The sequence below is a fragment of the Heyndrickxia sp. FSL K6-6286 genome (genome assembly GCF_038630395.1).
In the GTDB taxonomy this organism is placed as follows: domain Bacteria; phylum Bacillota; class Bacilli; order Bacillales; family Bacillaceae_C; genus Heyndrickxia; species Heyndrickxia oleronia.
Genome location: NZ_CP152029.1, coordinates 2,560,851 through 2,575,487, shown reverse-complemented (window position 1 = coordinate 2,575,487; position 14,637 = coordinate 2,560,851). Strand labels below are relative to the sequence as shown.

Genomic DNA, 14,637 nt, shown 5'->3' with positions numbered 1-14,637 from the left:
GTGAGTGAAAATATTAATGTAATAGAAAAATATAAATATGTATTAGATAAAAAAGGAATCGATTTAATTTTACTTGAAAAAAGTGAAAAGGATAAAGAAAGATTAGAACAACTATTTATTCAATTAGATTCCATTTTTTTAATACCACAACAACAAAATATGCCATTGAAAATTTATGTAGAAAAGTTAATAAATCAAGCATTTAATTTTGTTTTAGTCGAATCTAATTGTGATATTGGACTAATATCTATCTATGCAAATGACTTTGTTAGTAAAACATCCTTTGTTAATGCGATTGGTATATTGACATCTCATCAAGGAAAGCAATTAGCTTCTATTACTTCGGAATTTATTATTGAATATTCTAAGGGGGTAGGAATGGAATATATGAAAGCTCATATTAATAAAGCTAATTATAAATCTTTATCTTTAGTAAAGAAGTTTGGTTTTAAGGTACTATCAGAAGAAACAGATAAATTTGTTGTCATTAAGGATTTAAAAGAAATAGATTTACATTCTTCTGTCCGGAGTGAATCTCATCATGTATGAAGTAATTTCTCATTGTAATAAATCAAAATGGCAAGATAAATTAAATCAATTTATAAAGAAGGATATATATTACAATCACTCTTTTTCTAATTTATACAAAAATATAGAAAATGGCGATCCATATTTATTTTATTTTGAAAATGAACATGGAAAAAAAATTTGTTATGTTTTTTTTAAAAGGAAACTAAGTATTTTGCCTTTTAAAAATAATACTTCTACATGTAAGTTATATGATATTACGACTCCACCTTTCGGATATGGTGGTCCTTTATTCGATGGGGAAGATGCAGATTTGGTCAACCAATTTAGGAAAGCATTTAATCAATATTGTTTAGAAGAGAATATCATTTCTGAATTTATTAAATTTCATCCTTTACTCCAAAACCATCGATATATGGAAAATTTAATGGAAATTTCATATGACAGGGAAACCATCTTTATTGATTTGACAATACCTGAAAAGAGAATCTTTGAACAATATCATAAAAATCATAAAAGGAATATAAAAAAAGCAATAAAAAACCAACTGATATTTAAGGTCTTTAAGAATGAAAAAATGTATGACCAGTTACATGAATTTACTAAGTTATATAAAGAAACCATGGATAAGGTCAATGCATCACAAAAATCCTATTATTCTATGGACTATTTTAAGAAATTGATAAGAGGATTTACAAATAAAGCAATAATTGGAGCTGTGTTTCATGAAGAAAAGATGATTTCGGCTGCCATTTGTATGTATGAGGGTACCACATTACATTACCATTTAGGATGTTCGGATAAACAATTCTTAAACCTAGGAAGCAACACATTTCTCTTTCATAATCTTTCTTTATGGGGAAGAAGTAACGGTTTGGACGCATTTTATTTAGGTGGTGGGCATAGTGCATTACATAATGGGGGTACTATCGAAAGAGATTCGTTATTCCAATTCAAGTATCGATTTAATCAACACGGAGTACTCAAATTTTATATTGGGAGAAAAATACATAATCCGATACAATATGAATTATTGGTGAATCAATGGGAGAACTATTATTCTGAAAAGCCAAACCCTAATTTTTTTCCATTGTATCGAAATAAATGTAATGTATATAATTCTTCGAATCATACAAAGTTAGTCTAAAGAATACATTTCGATAGAGTAACTAAGTGATCACTGAATCTATTAGTTATAAGATTTTGAGCTTTAAAATAGGAGGTTTAATAGATGAAAGGGATTATTTTAGCAGGTGGTAGTGGAACTAGATTGTATCCAATTACTGAAGCAGTCTCCAAACAACTTTTACCAATCTACGATAAACCGATGATATATTATCCGTTATCGGTTTTAATGCTTGCGGGTATTCGCGAAATCTTAATCATATCCACTCCTAAAGATGTCCCACTATTTAAAAATCTTCTTGGGGATGGAACTAAATGGGGTATTAAACTAGAATATGAGGTTCAAAAGCATCCACGTGGTTTAGCGGATGCTTTTATTATTGGAGAAAAGTTCATTGGAGATGATCAAGTTTGTCTTGTGTTAGGAGATAATATTTTCTATGGTCAAGGGTTTACACCGTTATTAGAAATTGCTGCAAATTTAAAAGAAGGAGCGATAATTTTTGGATATCAAGTGAGAGATCCAGAAAGATTCGGTGTTGTGGAAATAGATCAATTTAATAACGCTCTTTCCATTGAGGAAAAACCAGCGTATCCTAAGTCCAATTATGCAGTAACAGGTTTATATTTCTATGATAATGACGTTATTGAAATTGCTAAGAACGTAATGCCATCTGAAAGAGGTGAACTTGAAATTACAGATATTAATCAGGAGTATCTAAAAAGAAAAAAATTGAAAGTTGGGCTTCTTGGACGTGGTTTTACATGGCTTGATACAGGAACATTTGAAAGCTTAATAGAAGCAAGTCAATTTGTAGAGACTATAGAAAAGCGACAGGGATTTAAAATTGCCTGTTTAGAGGAAATAAGCTATCGAAAAAAATGGATAACAGCGGATGATGTGTTGCATTATGCCCTACAGTATAAAAATGATTATGGGGCTTACTTAAATAATTTAGTAGTTGGGAGGTTAATAGATGATCCCAGTATCACAACCATTTCTTCCTCCGAAGGATGAGTATTTTAATCTATTGACAGAGCTATGGGATAGTAAATGGTTAACGAATCATGGTAAATACGTTCAAGTATTGGAAGAAAAGCTCCTGGAATATTTGAATGTTTCATCAATACATTTTGTTACGAATGGAACCATCGCTTTACAGCTCGCAATTAAATCATTAAATATAAAAAATGAAATTATTACAACTCCCTTTTCATTTGTAGCTACGACAACTTCTATTTTGTGGGAAAACTGCGAACCAGTGTTTGTCGATATTGACCCGAAAACACTAAATATTAATCCGAATGAAATTGAAAAAGCTATTACTCCTAAAACTGAAGCTATATTAGCAACTCATGTTTATGGAATCCCTTGTGATATTGAAAAAATTGGAAAAATAGCAAAAAAATATAATTTAAAAGTGATTTATGATGCCGCACACGCTTTTGGTGTCAGAATAAATGGAACTTCATTGTTAAGTTATGGTGATATATCTACAATCAGTTTTCATGCGACAAAGCTTTTCCATACAGTGGAAGGAGGTGCTGTAATAAATAATTCCGAAAAGAAACTAGATTATAGGATAAGAGCGTTGAGGAATTTTGGCATTATAAACGAGGATTTTGATACAGTAGGAATTAATGGGAAAAATTCTGAAATGCATGCAGCTATGGGATTATGTAACTTAAAGTATATTAATCAAATAATTGAATGCAGAAAAACCATCACAGAAGTCTATGATTCAATTCTTATCAATCGTTTTGAGAGACCGTTTAAATCAAATAATCTTGAGTATAATTATGCCTATTATCCAATTATTTTTGAGACAGAAAAAGACCTATTAAAAGCTAATGAACGATTAAAGAAAAATAACATAGAATCAAGAAGATATTTTCATCCTTCTCTAAACAAATTACCATATCTAAAGCACGGATATTCCTGTCCAATTTCTGAAAATATTTCAAAAAGGATTTTATGTCTACCACTCTATAGTGAGTTACTTCTAAATGACGTTCAAAAAATATCCAATATAGTGTTGGGAAAAATTTAATAGGAACAAATGATCTTTTTTTTAATTATAAAGGAGAATAACTAATGAATTGGTTAATTACTGGTGGAGCTGGTTTTATCGGCTCTAATTTTGTGGCTTATATACTTAAAAAACATGAAGATATTAATATAATTAACTTGGATAAATTGACTTATGCAGGAAATATTAAGCATCTTGAATCTGTTATGAATAATCCCCGACATACTTTTGTGGAGGGAGAGATTTGTGATGCTGAGCTTGTTGGCCGTTTATTTGATATCTATCAGTTTAAAACAGTCATTCACTTTGCTGCGGAGTCACATGTTGATAATTCGATTAATAATCCACAAACATTTATTCAAACAAATGTACTTGGTACATTTAACCTTCTTGAAGCTGCTCGCAAGAGTTGGATGAAGGGAATTGGTAGTTATAAGGAAGGCTATCAAAGTGCTAGGTTTATTCATATATCTACCGATGAGGTATATGGTTCACTTGGAGAGAAAGGGTTATTTAATGAAAATTCATCCTATGCACCAAACAGCCCATATTCAGCAAGTAAGGCATCAGCGGATTTAATCGTACGAAGTTATTATCATACATATAAGTTGAACGTAATAACAACGAATTGTTCAAACAATTATGGACCGATGCAACATGAAGAAAAACTTATACCAACTATTATCAGAAAAGCTTTGGCATTAGAATCAATACCTATTTACGGTGATGGTAAAAATGTTCGTGATTGGATCTATGTAATTGATCATTGTCGCGCGATTGAAATGGTATTTTTTAAAGGAAGAGTAGGTGAAACATATTTAATTGGTGGACATAATGAGAAAACAAATTTAGAAATTGCCCATGAGATATGTGATATTTTAAATTGTTATATACCTGTACAAAAAAATGATAAAGAAATAACTAATTATAAGCAATTAATTACTTTTGTCAAAGATCGACCTGGTCATGATTTTAGATATGCAATTGATGATTCCAAGCTACGTAATGAGGTTGGATTTGTCATGAAAAATTCATTTTCAGAAGGACTGAAGAAGACTGTTTTACATTATTTAAAACAAAATACGTCCTATATTTTGTTGAAGTAAATGAATATAAGGAGCATATTATGAAAAAGGAATCTACTGAAACTTCACCCTCAACAAAGTTTGGAGCATTTATTAGAAGTGTATTAGTCATGTTTACTCTATTAATAGTGATTTCTATAACCGTATGGATTAGCTTTTTTCAGTTTCGCTTACCGCAGGTTCTCCCTTTAAATATAAAATCAGACCAATTCTCAGCTATGAATGCTCTAAAGTACTTAGAAAATTTTGCCGAAACCCCACATCCTCTTGGTTCAGAAGAACATGATCGTGTGAGGGATTATTTAATGGCAACATTAACCAATTTAGGTGTTTCTCCACAAATTCAAAAGGTGGATAGCCCTGATTCTGCATGGGGAGTCAAATACAATGGACAAATTGAAAATATTCTTGTGCGAATTCCTGGGAAAGATTCATCAGGGGCAATAATGATTTCTGCACATTATGATACAGTGGAGGGAAGTGTAGGGGCTGCTGATGACGGATCAAGTGTTGCATCTATTTTGGAGACAGTAAGGATATTAATGCAATCTTCAAAATTAAAAAATGATATCATTATCTTAATCACTGATGGGGAAGAAAGTGGGCTATTAGGGGCTCAAGCATTTGTTAAATTCCATCCTTGGGCAGAGGATGTGCGTTTAGCATTAAACTTTGAAGCACGTGGAAGTGGTGGTCCCTCCATTTTATTTGAAACAAATAGTATGAATGGTACTTTAGTCAATGAATTTATTAAGAGTGTACCAAATCCAATTGCTCATTCCTTTATTTATGATTTATATAAATTTATGCCTAATGATACCGATTTAACGGTTTTTAAAAACGCTGGTATGTACGGACTAAATTTTGCTTTTTTTGAAGGTCTCAATGCATATCATACTTCGAACGACAATATAGAGGCATTAAGTTTAAATAGTTTACAGCATCACGGTGAAAACATGACTAGTTTAGTACAACATTTTGGCAATATGAATTTAATAGATTCTAAACCTGAAAAGATAGTATTTTTTAATCTATTCGGCAAAAATGTCATAACATACTCAGAAAAAATTGTTTTACCTATTATGATAATCATTATCCTAGCTTATATATTAACGTTTATTCATGGTTATTTCCGTGAAAAACTATCTTTTAAAGGAACTTTTATAGGGTTTTTAATTTTTTTATTTACGATTACTATCACATACATCTTAGGCAGTGTACTATGGAAGGTATTATTAATTTTTAATTCAGAAAATACATTAGCGTTTGAATCAGATCTCAAATTAACTAATCCTCTTTTTGTATTTTTTATAGGGGTTATTTTTATAATGATTTCAGTACTTTATCGAATTTTTTCATTGAAAATTGGTCGAAGTAACTTCGCAATGGGGGCATATTTCAGTTGGCTAATGCTAGTCGTTATCACGAGTGTATTTTTTAAGGGATCCAGTTATATATTCGTCTGGCCGCTATTTTTCGCCTTAATAGGACTGAATATTCAATTAATCATGAAAGGATTTAATTTAATAATAAACTATATGACTTCTATTGGGTTTATTTTTCTTACTATACTATTAACTGCCCCAATCTTGTATCTGATATATGTCTTACTATCTTTAAATAATATGGGATTATTGCTCGGATTAGTCTCTTTACTTAGTGCATTTATTATACCTGCTATAGACATATCTAACTTAAGAGTAACAAGGAAGACTAATCGAAAAAGAGAAATTAGTACTTTTGAATCGACCAGAATTTAATAAGTTTGCAAAATTGTAGGAGAGGAGAATATTCATTTGAACACTTTAAGAACTGCATTCTTATTACAAGTTCATAAAAATCCAGAACAGGTTAATGCATTTATTGAACAATTGATTTCAGAAAATCATGCAGATGTATATGTCCATATAGATAAAAAAAACGATGACCAACTTTGTGGAGAAATAGTACAAAATGATCGTATTCATATTTTACAGAACAATATTTCTTGTGATTGGGGAGATATAAGTCAAATAGACACAACCATTTTATTATTAAAAGAGGCACTATCAACAAAGCGTACATACGACTTTATTATCTTAAGAAGTGGTCAGGATTTGTTAGTTAAAAATGGATTTAAAGAGTTTTTATCTGAACATAAAGGAACCATTTTTATGACTTTTTATGAAAAAACAAAAAAAAATTTAGCTTCTATGAAGGTAAATTGGCCAAAAATAACCCGTAGAAGATATACTACACTCCATCCATATAGACTTTACAGACGAAGTGTTCGTTTATTATATGAAATGGGGATCAATATGTATCCAAATATGAAACCATGGCCAGAGAAATTTACATTTTATCATGGATCACAATGGTTCTGTATCCCCTTTGAAGTAGCGAAATATATTATTGAGTTCTTGGAAACTAACGAATGGTACTATGAATATTTTAAAAACACACTGGTCCCAGATGAATGGTTTTTTCAAACATTAATAATGAATTCACATTTTAAACATCAGGTTGTCAATGATAATCTGATGTTTTTAAAATGGGGCGAAACATTTCGAACTGGAAATTCACCTTTGAATATAAGCTTCAAGGATATTAAGTTAATTCAGGAGTCTAATAGTTACTTTGCAAGGAAGTTTGATGGAACCTTTGATCAATCTGTCATTGAATATTTTACTAAGTCAGTTCATTTTGGTAGAGACAACAAAAGAGAGCACAAACAGATACAATGAGTGTTATCGGTTAAAAATGTTCTATACGTGTTTAATTGTCATCAAAAAAATATATGAAGGATGTTATACATGATTAATGTAAATATAAATGATAATTGGAATGAATTAATTAAACGATTTCAATCATTAGATATTTATTATTCACAAGAATATGTAAGTTTATCTGCAGATATTGAAAAAGGAGAACCTGAAGCATTTTTTCTAGAGAATGAATGGGGAAGACTTTTTTACCCTTATGTTAAACGGAAAATAGATGTAAATAAAAATTATTACGATATAATAACTCCTTATGGATATGGCGGTCCAATGTATGAAGGTGATAAAAGAATATTAAACCAATTTTATTCAGAATTTAAAAAGTATTGCATCGATCATGACATCATTACAGAAACGATTAGGTTACATCCATTACTAAATATTACAGATGAAGTAAGAAAGATCATTCCTGTAGGATTTATTCGAAATACAACTGCAGTGGATTTAAGAGAACCATTAGAAAAAATTAAAAATAATTATTCATCTAGTAATAAAAGAAATATTAACAAGGCAATAAGAGAAGGGGTCCGCGCTGTTGTTTCAAATGATAAAAAAGATATTGAAGTATTTATAGAATTATATTATGAAACGATGGATCGAAACAAAGCTACTCCATTCTACTATTTTAATAAATCTTATTTTTATCGGCTAATGGAAGAAACTGAACTAAGTAAGCCATATCTTCTTTTTGCCGAAAAAGATGGAAAGAAAATTGCAGGGTTAATAGTAATTATGGGGAAAGAATTTGCTCATTACCATTTAGGCGCTTCTAAAACGGAGTTTCTTAATTATAGACCTAATAATCTACTATTTGATAAAATGATTGAATTATCTAAATCGATGAATTTAAAAGCTTTACACTTAGGAGGTGGATATACGGACAATGATAGCTTATTTAAATTTAAAACATCTTTTACCAATAACTTTAACTTTGAATATTATTTAGGAAAACATATTTTAAATAAGTCAGTATATAAGGATCTTTCAAAAGTGGTTAAAAATAGTCTGAAAACTAGCTCAGATAACAGCTATTTTCCTCAATATCGAATGAATGGTTAACAAAAATCTACCTTTATTAAGGGGGGATAATACTATGAGAAGGCATTTGAATTTGATCCAATTTTCTAGAGCATTTGTACCTTTTCTTGTTATATTATTACATGCAAAGGCATTTATGAATTTTTATTTTCATTATAATTTTTTAAGTTTATCAAATGTATCGAAATCTGGGGGAGTTTATTATTTTTTTGCATTATCCGGATTTATGATTTTTTACTTATACAAAGAGGAGATAGGAAATCATAAGATAATAAAACAATATTTATATAATCGATTTATTCGTATCTATCCTATTTATTGGATGATGACTTGTGGTATTTTAATTATCTTTATTATTTTTCCGGTTTTAGTACAGTCTCACACTGTAAATATGGGTAAAATCATTACATCCTTACTACTTATTCCAAGTAAAACTGAACCAGTATTGGGAGTTGCTTGGTCACTAGTTCATACAATCTATTTTTATCTAATCTTTACTCTAGTTTTCATTAAATATAAACTATTTTCTCGTTACATCCCTTTATTATGGATTTTCTTTTCAATCATATTTAGTATTCATTTACTACATAGTTCCAATTACATTATTAATTTTCTCTTTAATTTTAATAATTTAATCTTTGTTTTAGGAATTTTATGTGCTTTTCTAGTAACAAGAATAAAAATTAATATTAATGTATCTTGCTTCTTTGTTTCTTTAGGAATAGCCGGTTTTCCCTTATCTTGGATAAATTCTCAATTTACATTCATTCCAATAGATCTTCAGATCACAACTACAATTTCGTCTTTATTTTTAATTTTAGGATTTTCTTCGATAGACTTGCAAAAGGAGATAAAGATACCGAAGTTTGCAAATTTCTTAGGAAAGGCTTCTTTTTCTATTTATCTTACTCATTTTTATTGTATGTCAGCAATTAGTGTACTTTTAAGTACTTATCTAAAACTACCTTTACCTAATTTTGTGATTGCTATCTTATTAATTACTTTATCAACTTTGTGTGGATGTTTAGTATATATATTCCTCGAAAAACCTATTTATCAAAAACTAAAATCCTATAGAAATAAAAGGGGGACTAGCCATAAACCTAGTTCAATTAATGTTTAATTTTAAAAATTTTTTATAATTAAAGTAAGTATTTTTAAAATTACGTCCATACTGATATCAACACAGCAGCAGGGTGGTAGTGGTCACTCCTTTAAAAAGGGGGTGATTACTATTGATCACAGTTTACGAAGCGTTATCGCTCATGATCACTTTTGGATCATTAATCGTAGCCGTGATTACTATTGTTATTTCTCTTGAGAAAAGAAAATAACCCACCCTGGGTGAGTTACGGTTCGTCATGGACCACTGCAGCTCTTGCAGTCGCTGTGTAAAGGAGCATTGGCTCACAGCCAATGCTCCTTCTATATTATATTTACTTAACAGGAATATATACATATGTTAATCGGAATAGGTAGATATCCGCGAAAAATGAAATATATCCGCTAAATTTTACTTTTATCCGCGAAATACGAAATAAATACGCGAATCTAAAGCAACATCCACCCAACTAATCCACTAATTACTCCAATTACCACCACTGACCCCATAACAAAATACATAACCTTCTTCGGAAATGATCGAGCTACCATAATCAGCGATGGCACACTAATAGCTGGTAATGTAATTAGAAGTGCAGCAGCTGGTCCGCCACCAAGTCCAAGTGACATAAATGTTTGAATAATCGGGATTTCTGCTGCTGTTGGGATAACAAAAAGCATTCCTACAACTGCAAAAAGAATAATCGCCATTAAACTATTTGTAGTGGATTCACCAATATGTGGAAATAACCAAATGCGTGCAGCACCGATAACTAAAACAGATAGGACATATGCAGGTACAATATACACAATCATCGTACCGATACTTTTAAACCATCTAATCATAAAATTGCCTTTAGGCTCTTCAATTGTAACTACTTGATCGAGATCAATCGGTTGTAGATCTTTTGCGAATCGATTGGCAAGATAACTTACCCCAAAAGTGATAATTAATCCAAATACTAATCGGATTAAGGTAAATTTCCATGATAATACAAAGGTCATAAAGACAAGAGTTGCCGGATTAATAAGGGGATTACCCATCCAAAAAGCTAGTGCAGCTCCGACTGAAACATTCTTTTTGCGTAAGCCTACTGCAATTGGTGCAGCGCAGCATGTGCACATCATACCCGGAATAGCTGCAAGTCCAGCAACTGCCGTACTACCAAATGAGGTTTTACCTAATACTTTTAATAACCATTGAGTTGGCAATAATACTTGAAGAAGAGAACCAAGTAAAATCCCTAATACAGCTGCTTTCCAAACCGATTGGAAGTAGACTTTAGCATAATCCAAAGCTGATTGCCAGAAGGGAATTTGGTGATTGGATGAATCCCCCAAGATAGAAGAACCAATTGAATGAGTATCAGCTGCTAAAATAGCTTTATGATAATACGGCCACCATTTGACATATAGTAAACCAGCAACCGTAATCAATAAAAAGGCAACAATGAACCATAGAGTTTTTCTACTGTTCACTTGTTGCTGCTTTATTGAATGATCTAGTTGTGACATAGGGTGAAGCCTCCTGTGAAAAGTAGAATGATAAATTTTAAAGACATAATATTATATCATAATATTAGGGGAGATACCTAAATTAATGAATTTTCCTTGGATACATAGTAAATTTATCAATCCCTTCATTATGCAAGTATTGACATGTTGTTCTATAATATGAATAGATGAATCGTAAAAGAAAGGTTGTTGTCAAAATGACAAATTCAAGTCAAGTAAAACTAACATCATTAACGACGAAGGGAGGCTGTGGCTGTAAAATTGGCCCTGCTGATTTGGCACAAGTGATTCGGACCTTGCCGCAAAGTACGCCAAATCCAGATCTATTAGTTGGCTTAGATACTAGTGATGATGCAGGTGTCTATCGTTTAACAGATGACTTAGCAATCGTACAAACTGTCGACTTTTTCACCCCAATTGTAGATGATCCTTATTCTTTTGGCCAAGTTGCGGCTGCGAATGCGATTAGTGATATTTATGCGATGGGAGGAACACCTTTAACTGCATTAAATATTGTTGCATTTCCAATTCACACATTAGATAAACAAATTTTATCTGATATTTTACGTGGTGCTGGAGATAAATTAAAAGAAGCGGGAGTTACATTAGTGGGAGGGCATTCCATCGATGATCAGGAGCCAAAGTTTGGACTCGCTGTTACTGGAACCATTAATCCAAAGAAAGTACGCACAAATGCAGGAGCAAAACCAGGGGACAAGCTTGTTTTAACGAAACCTATCGGTGTTGGAATTATGACTACTTCTTTAAAAAGAGATTTATTATCTGATGATGAAATTGATCGTGTAACTAATGTGATGAGTACATTAAATAAAACGGCTGCGGAAACGATGCAAGCATATGATGTACATGCTTGTACAGATGTAACCGGTTTTGGTCTGCTTGGACACACAACTGAAATGGCCAAAGGAAGCAATACAGGTATTCGAATTTATAAAAATGATGTACCTACATTACCACGTGTAAGAGAATTAGCAGAAGCAGGTGCCGTACCTGGTGGAACTAAAAATAATTATGATCATGTCAAAGCGGATGTATCTTTCCCTGAAACAATGGATCAAATTGACCAATGGATTTTATGTGACGCTGTTACATCTGGAGGGTTATTGATCTCCCTATCTAGTGATGAAGCTGAACATTTACTATCTGATTTAAAAAATGCTGGAGTGGAAGCAGCAATAATCGGTGAAGTTACTGAAGAACATCCTGGAAAGATTACGGTATTATAATTTTAATTGAAATATATTGGGGGTTGTTTAAAAAGTAAAAGGGTTCTTGATCCTTAATAGACAACTCCCTTTTTCACATAGCTAAACCCTAGAAAGGTGGAAACATTGTGTTCCATGATATAACAGTAAATGAATTATTAAAATTAAAAAAGAATAATGAAGTCACACTAGTTGATGTTCGATCCCCCTCTGAGTATAAGGAAGCAACTATACCAGGTAGTATAAATATACCTTTTTTTAATGATGAAGAAAGAGCAGAGATTGGGACTATTTATAAACAAGTCAGCCCCGAGGCTGCAAAAGAACGAGGACTTGAAATCGTCTCAGCTAAACTACCTAGCTTTGTAAAAGAATTCTCAGGATATGAAGGCAAGAAAGCTGTATTTTGTTGGCGTGGTGGCATGCGAAGCAAAACATCAGCTACAGTTCTGTCTCTAATGGGAATCAAAGTTTTTCGTTTAAGTGGTGGATACCGTGCTTACAGAAATTGGGTAGTAGAAATATTAAATACGCTTGAAATAAAGCCTGAAGCTTATGTACTAAATGGGTATACTGGGTCAGGGAAAACAAAGATTTTACGTCAATTACAAAAAGAAGGTTATCCAGTATTGGATTTAGAAGGAATGGCCAATCATCGCGGTTCTATATTTGGACAAATTGGTCTTCATGCAAATAATCAAAAATCATTTGACTCCCAGTTCATCCAAACCCTACTGCCTTTGCAGGAATCTCCATTTATTCTTTTCGAGGGTGAAAGTAAAAGAATTGGAAAAATCATGCTACCTGATGTATTAATGAAAAAAAAGGAAAATGGATTACAATTATTTATTGAAATGCCAATTGAAGAGAGAGTTCGTCACATTTTAGATGATTATGAGCCATGGATTCATCAAAAGGAATGCTTAGATGCATTTTCAAGGATTAAAAGGCGAATTCACACACCAATCGCTGCGCAAATTGAGTCAGATTTAATAAAAGGGGAGTTTGCTTCAGCTGTAGAATTACTTTTGGTTTATTACTATGATCCATTATACAACCATACTGCAAATTTATATCCGGATGATCGTAAGATGACTATAAAAGTGAAGAATGTGGATCAAGCTATACAAGTGATTCGTGAACGATTAAGTGTCAAAATAAAATAACTAATAAAAGAAAGCCGTTCAAGCGACAATCATTGTTTGAACGGCTTTCCTTTTAGTTAAGTATAATAGTATTATGTCAAGTAATGATGACTGTAGACCATTCATCATACATTTAAAAAAAGTGGTAGGTATATTGAATTAATTTTGTAAAAATTTTCAAAAGAGTTAAAAAGCTTGTGCTATAATAACGATAACACAGTATAGCAGGGTGGGCAGTGGTTACTCCTTAATCTTGAAAGGAGGGTCACTGATGATCACATTTTACGAGGCCTTATCGCTAATGATGATGTTTGGGTCATTAATCGTTACCGTGATTACAGTTGTTATTTCTCTTACAAAAAAGAAATAACCCACCCTGCCAGGCCATGGAAAGGGTAGGTTAAAAAGAGATTTCCTTAGTACTAAGTGCCACTGCACATCAGGCAGTCATACTGTGTAGGAGAACATTGGTATATTACCAGTGTTCTTTTTTATCTTTCTTTATTATATACAAAGACAACCCTTTCTACAATGGATAAGTCATTGTACGTTAGAGGATAATTTTCGCCCCAATGTCTATTTTAATTAATTCAACACCAGATGTACATCATGACAAAAGTAGGGTTTTCTGGATGTGAATAAAGTCTGTATCTACCACTAATAAACATATTTAATGAATATTTGCTTATACTACAGGATTGGAGGTGTGTAAAATGAGTTCAAAGAATTTTGAGGAAATCTACGAGCAATATAAACAGCAAGGTACTGAAAATTCTATACTCGAAAACGAAAATCGATATCAAAACGATGGAAAAGAAGAAATTATCGCAGTTAGAAAAAATGATGATGGAGATATTATAGCTATTAAAACAAAGCAAGGTAGGGAATTAGATTATGTGACTGCATTAGAGGAAGCAAAAGCAGGCAAACTGGCTCATGTCGATGTGTTTCATAAATACGGACGAGACATTTTAAGAAGTGAACCTGATGGAATTAAAGAAAATAATTTGGATGAACTCCCACAATTTTAAATTTTATAAAGGCAAAGTATATAGCTTTGCCTTTTATTTTTATGGTTTAGAAAA

15 protein-coding genes are annotated in these 14,637 nt (G+C 31.8%); 14 read left to right on the top strand and 1 reads right to left on the bottom strand.

Translation table 11 applies throughout. The annotated features are described in order from the left end of the window. The 10 genes from MHI39_RS13010 (at position 1) to MHI39_RS12965 (ending at position 9,899) form a co-directional block, all read left to right on the top strand. Positions 1-549 (top strand): GNAT family N-acetyltransferase, encoded by a 549-nt coding sequence (locus MHI39_RS13010; RefSeq protein WP_342541371.1) that lies wholly within the window; start codon positions 1-3, stop codon positions 547-549. After that, positions 542-1,675, top strand: a complete 1,134-nt coding sequence (locus MHI39_RS13005) for a GNAT family N-acetyltransferase (RefSeq protein ID WP_342541370.1) — start codon at positions 542-544, stop codon at positions 1,673-1,675. The genes MHI39_RS13010 and MHI39_RS13005 overlap by 8 nt, the downstream gene beginning before the upstream one ends. 84 nt (positions 1,676-1,759) lie before the next feature. Next, positions 1,760-2,671, top strand: a complete 912-nt coding sequence (rfbA, locus tag MHI39_RS13000) for a glucose-1-phosphate thymidylyltransferase RfbA (protein ID WP_071975914.1) — start codon at positions 1,760-1,762, stop codon at positions 2,669-2,671. A 13-nt stretch (positions 2,672-2,684) separates the two neighbouring features. Next, positions 2,685-3,704, top strand: a complete 1,020-nt coding sequence (locus tag MHI39_RS12995; RefSeq protein ID WP_342541369.1) for a DegT/DnrJ/EryC1/StrS family aminotransferase — start codon at positions 2,685-2,687, stop codon at positions 3,702-3,704. 44 nt (positions 3,705-3,748) lie between these two features. After that, positions 3,749-4,789 (top strand): dTDP-glucose 4,6-dehydratase, encoded by a 1,041-nt coding sequence (rfbB, locus tag MHI39_RS12990; protein WP_342541367.1) that lies wholly within the window; start codon positions 3,749-3,751, stop codon positions 4,787-4,789. Positions 4,790-4,809: 20 nt separating this feature from the next. Beyond that, on the top strand, positions 4,810-6,528 hold the full coding sequence (locus MHI39_RS12985; protein WP_342541366.1) for a M28 family peptidase: 1,719 nt from the start codon (positions 4,810-4,812) through the stop codon (positions 6,526-6,528). Between the two features lie 36 nt (positions 6,529-6,564). Further along, on the top strand, positions 6,565-7,491 hold the full coding sequence (locus MHI39_RS12980) for a beta-1,6-N-acetylglucosaminyltransferase (RefSeq protein WP_342541364.1): 927 nt from the start codon (positions 6,565-6,567) through the stop codon (positions 7,489-7,491). A gap of 69 nt (positions 7,492-7,560) precedes the next feature. Further along, positions 7,561-8,586, top strand: a complete 1,026-nt coding sequence (locus MHI39_RS12975; RefSeq protein ID WP_342541363.1) for a GNAT family N-acetyltransferase — start codon at positions 7,561-7,563, stop codon at positions 8,584-8,586. Positions 8,587-8,638: 52 nt separating this feature from the next. Next, on the top strand, positions 8,639-9,688 hold the full coding sequence (locus tag MHI39_RS12970) for an acyltransferase (protein WP_158022198.1): 1,050 nt from the start codon (positions 8,639-8,641) through the stop codon (positions 9,686-9,688). A gap of 112 nt (positions 9,689-9,800) precedes the next feature. After that, entirely contained in the window at positions 9,801-9,899 is a 99-nt protein-coding gene (locus MHI39_RS12965) for a putative holin-like toxin (RefSeq protein ID WP_139254858.1), read from the top strand. A 217-nt stretch (positions 9,900-10,116) separates the two neighbouring features. Here MHI39_RS12965 and MHI39_RS12960 read toward each other — a convergent pair whose 3' ends face one another. Next, positions 10,117-11,181, bottom strand: a complete 1,065-nt coding sequence (locus MHI39_RS12960) for a permease (protein ID WP_342541360.1) — start codon at positions 11,179-11,181, stop codon at positions 10,117-10,119. Positions 11,182-11,378: 197 nt separating this feature from the next. Here MHI39_RS12960 and selD point away from each other — a divergent pair, with 197 nt between their 5' ends. The 4 genes from selD (at position 11,379) to MHI39_RS12940 (ending at position 14,583) form a co-directional block, all read left to right on the top strand. Then, entirely contained in the window at positions 11,379-12,428 is a 1,050-nt protein-coding gene (gene selD / locus MHI39_RS12955) for a selenide, water dikinase SelD (RefSeq protein ID WP_342541358.1), read from the top strand. 107 nt (positions 12,429-12,535) lie between these two features. Next, positions 12,536-13,573, top strand: a complete 1,038-nt coding sequence (gene mnmH, locus MHI39_RS12950) for a tRNA 2-selenouridine(34) synthase MnmH (RefSeq protein ID WP_058003706.1) — start codon at positions 12,536-12,538, stop codon at positions 13,571-13,573. Positions 13,574-13,823: 250 nt separating this feature from the next. Beyond that, complete coding sequence (locus MHI39_RS12945) at positions 13,824-13,922, top strand: putative holin-like toxin (RefSeq protein ID WP_235813293.1); 99 nt, start codon at positions 13,824-13,826, stop codon at positions 13,920-13,922. Between the two features lie 343 nt (positions 13,923-14,265). Further along, positions 14,266-14,583, top strand: a complete 318-nt coding sequence (locus tag MHI39_RS12940; protein ID WP_078111289.1) for a DUF3892 domain-containing protein — start codon at positions 14,266-14,268, stop codon at positions 14,581-14,583. Positions 14,584-14,637 lie beyond the last annotated feature (54 nt).

Bases quoted from the DNA above. Each gene is read 5' to 3' on its own strand.
- MHI39_RS13005 (WP_342541370.1), top strand. From the start codon at position 542: ATGTATGAAGTAATTTCTCATTGTAATAAATCAAAATGGCAAGATAAA.
- rfbA (WP_071975914.1), top strand. From the start codon at position 1,760: ATGAAAGGGATTATTTTAGCAGGTGGTAGTGGAACTAGATTGTATCCA.
- rfbB (WP_342541367.1), top strand. From the start codon at position 3,749: ATGAATTGGTTAATTACTGGTGGAGCTGGTTTTATCGGCTCTAATTTT.
- MHI39_RS12985 (WP_342541366.1), top strand. From the start codon at position 4,810: ATGAAAAAGGAATCTACTGAAACTTCACCCTCAACAAAGTTTGGAGCA.
- MHI39_RS12975 (WP_342541363.1), top strand. From the start codon at position 7,561: ATGATTAATGTAAATATAAATGATAATTGGAATGAATTAATTAAACGA.
- MHI39_RS12960 (WP_342541360.1), bottom strand. From the start codon at position 11,181: ATGTCACAACTAGATCATTCAATAAAGCAGCAACAAGTGAACAGTAGA.
- selD (WP_342541358.1), top strand. From the start codon at position 11,379: ATGACAAATTCAAGTCAAGTAAAACTAACATCATTAACGACGAAGGGA.
- MHI39_RS12945 (WP_235813293.1), top strand. From the start codon at position 13,824: ATGATCACATTTTACGAGGCCTTATCGCTAATGATGATGTTTGGGTCA.
- MHI39_RS12940 (WP_078111289.1), top strand. From the start codon at position 14,266: ATGAGTTCAAAGAATTTTGAGGAAATCTACGAGCAATATAAACAGCAA.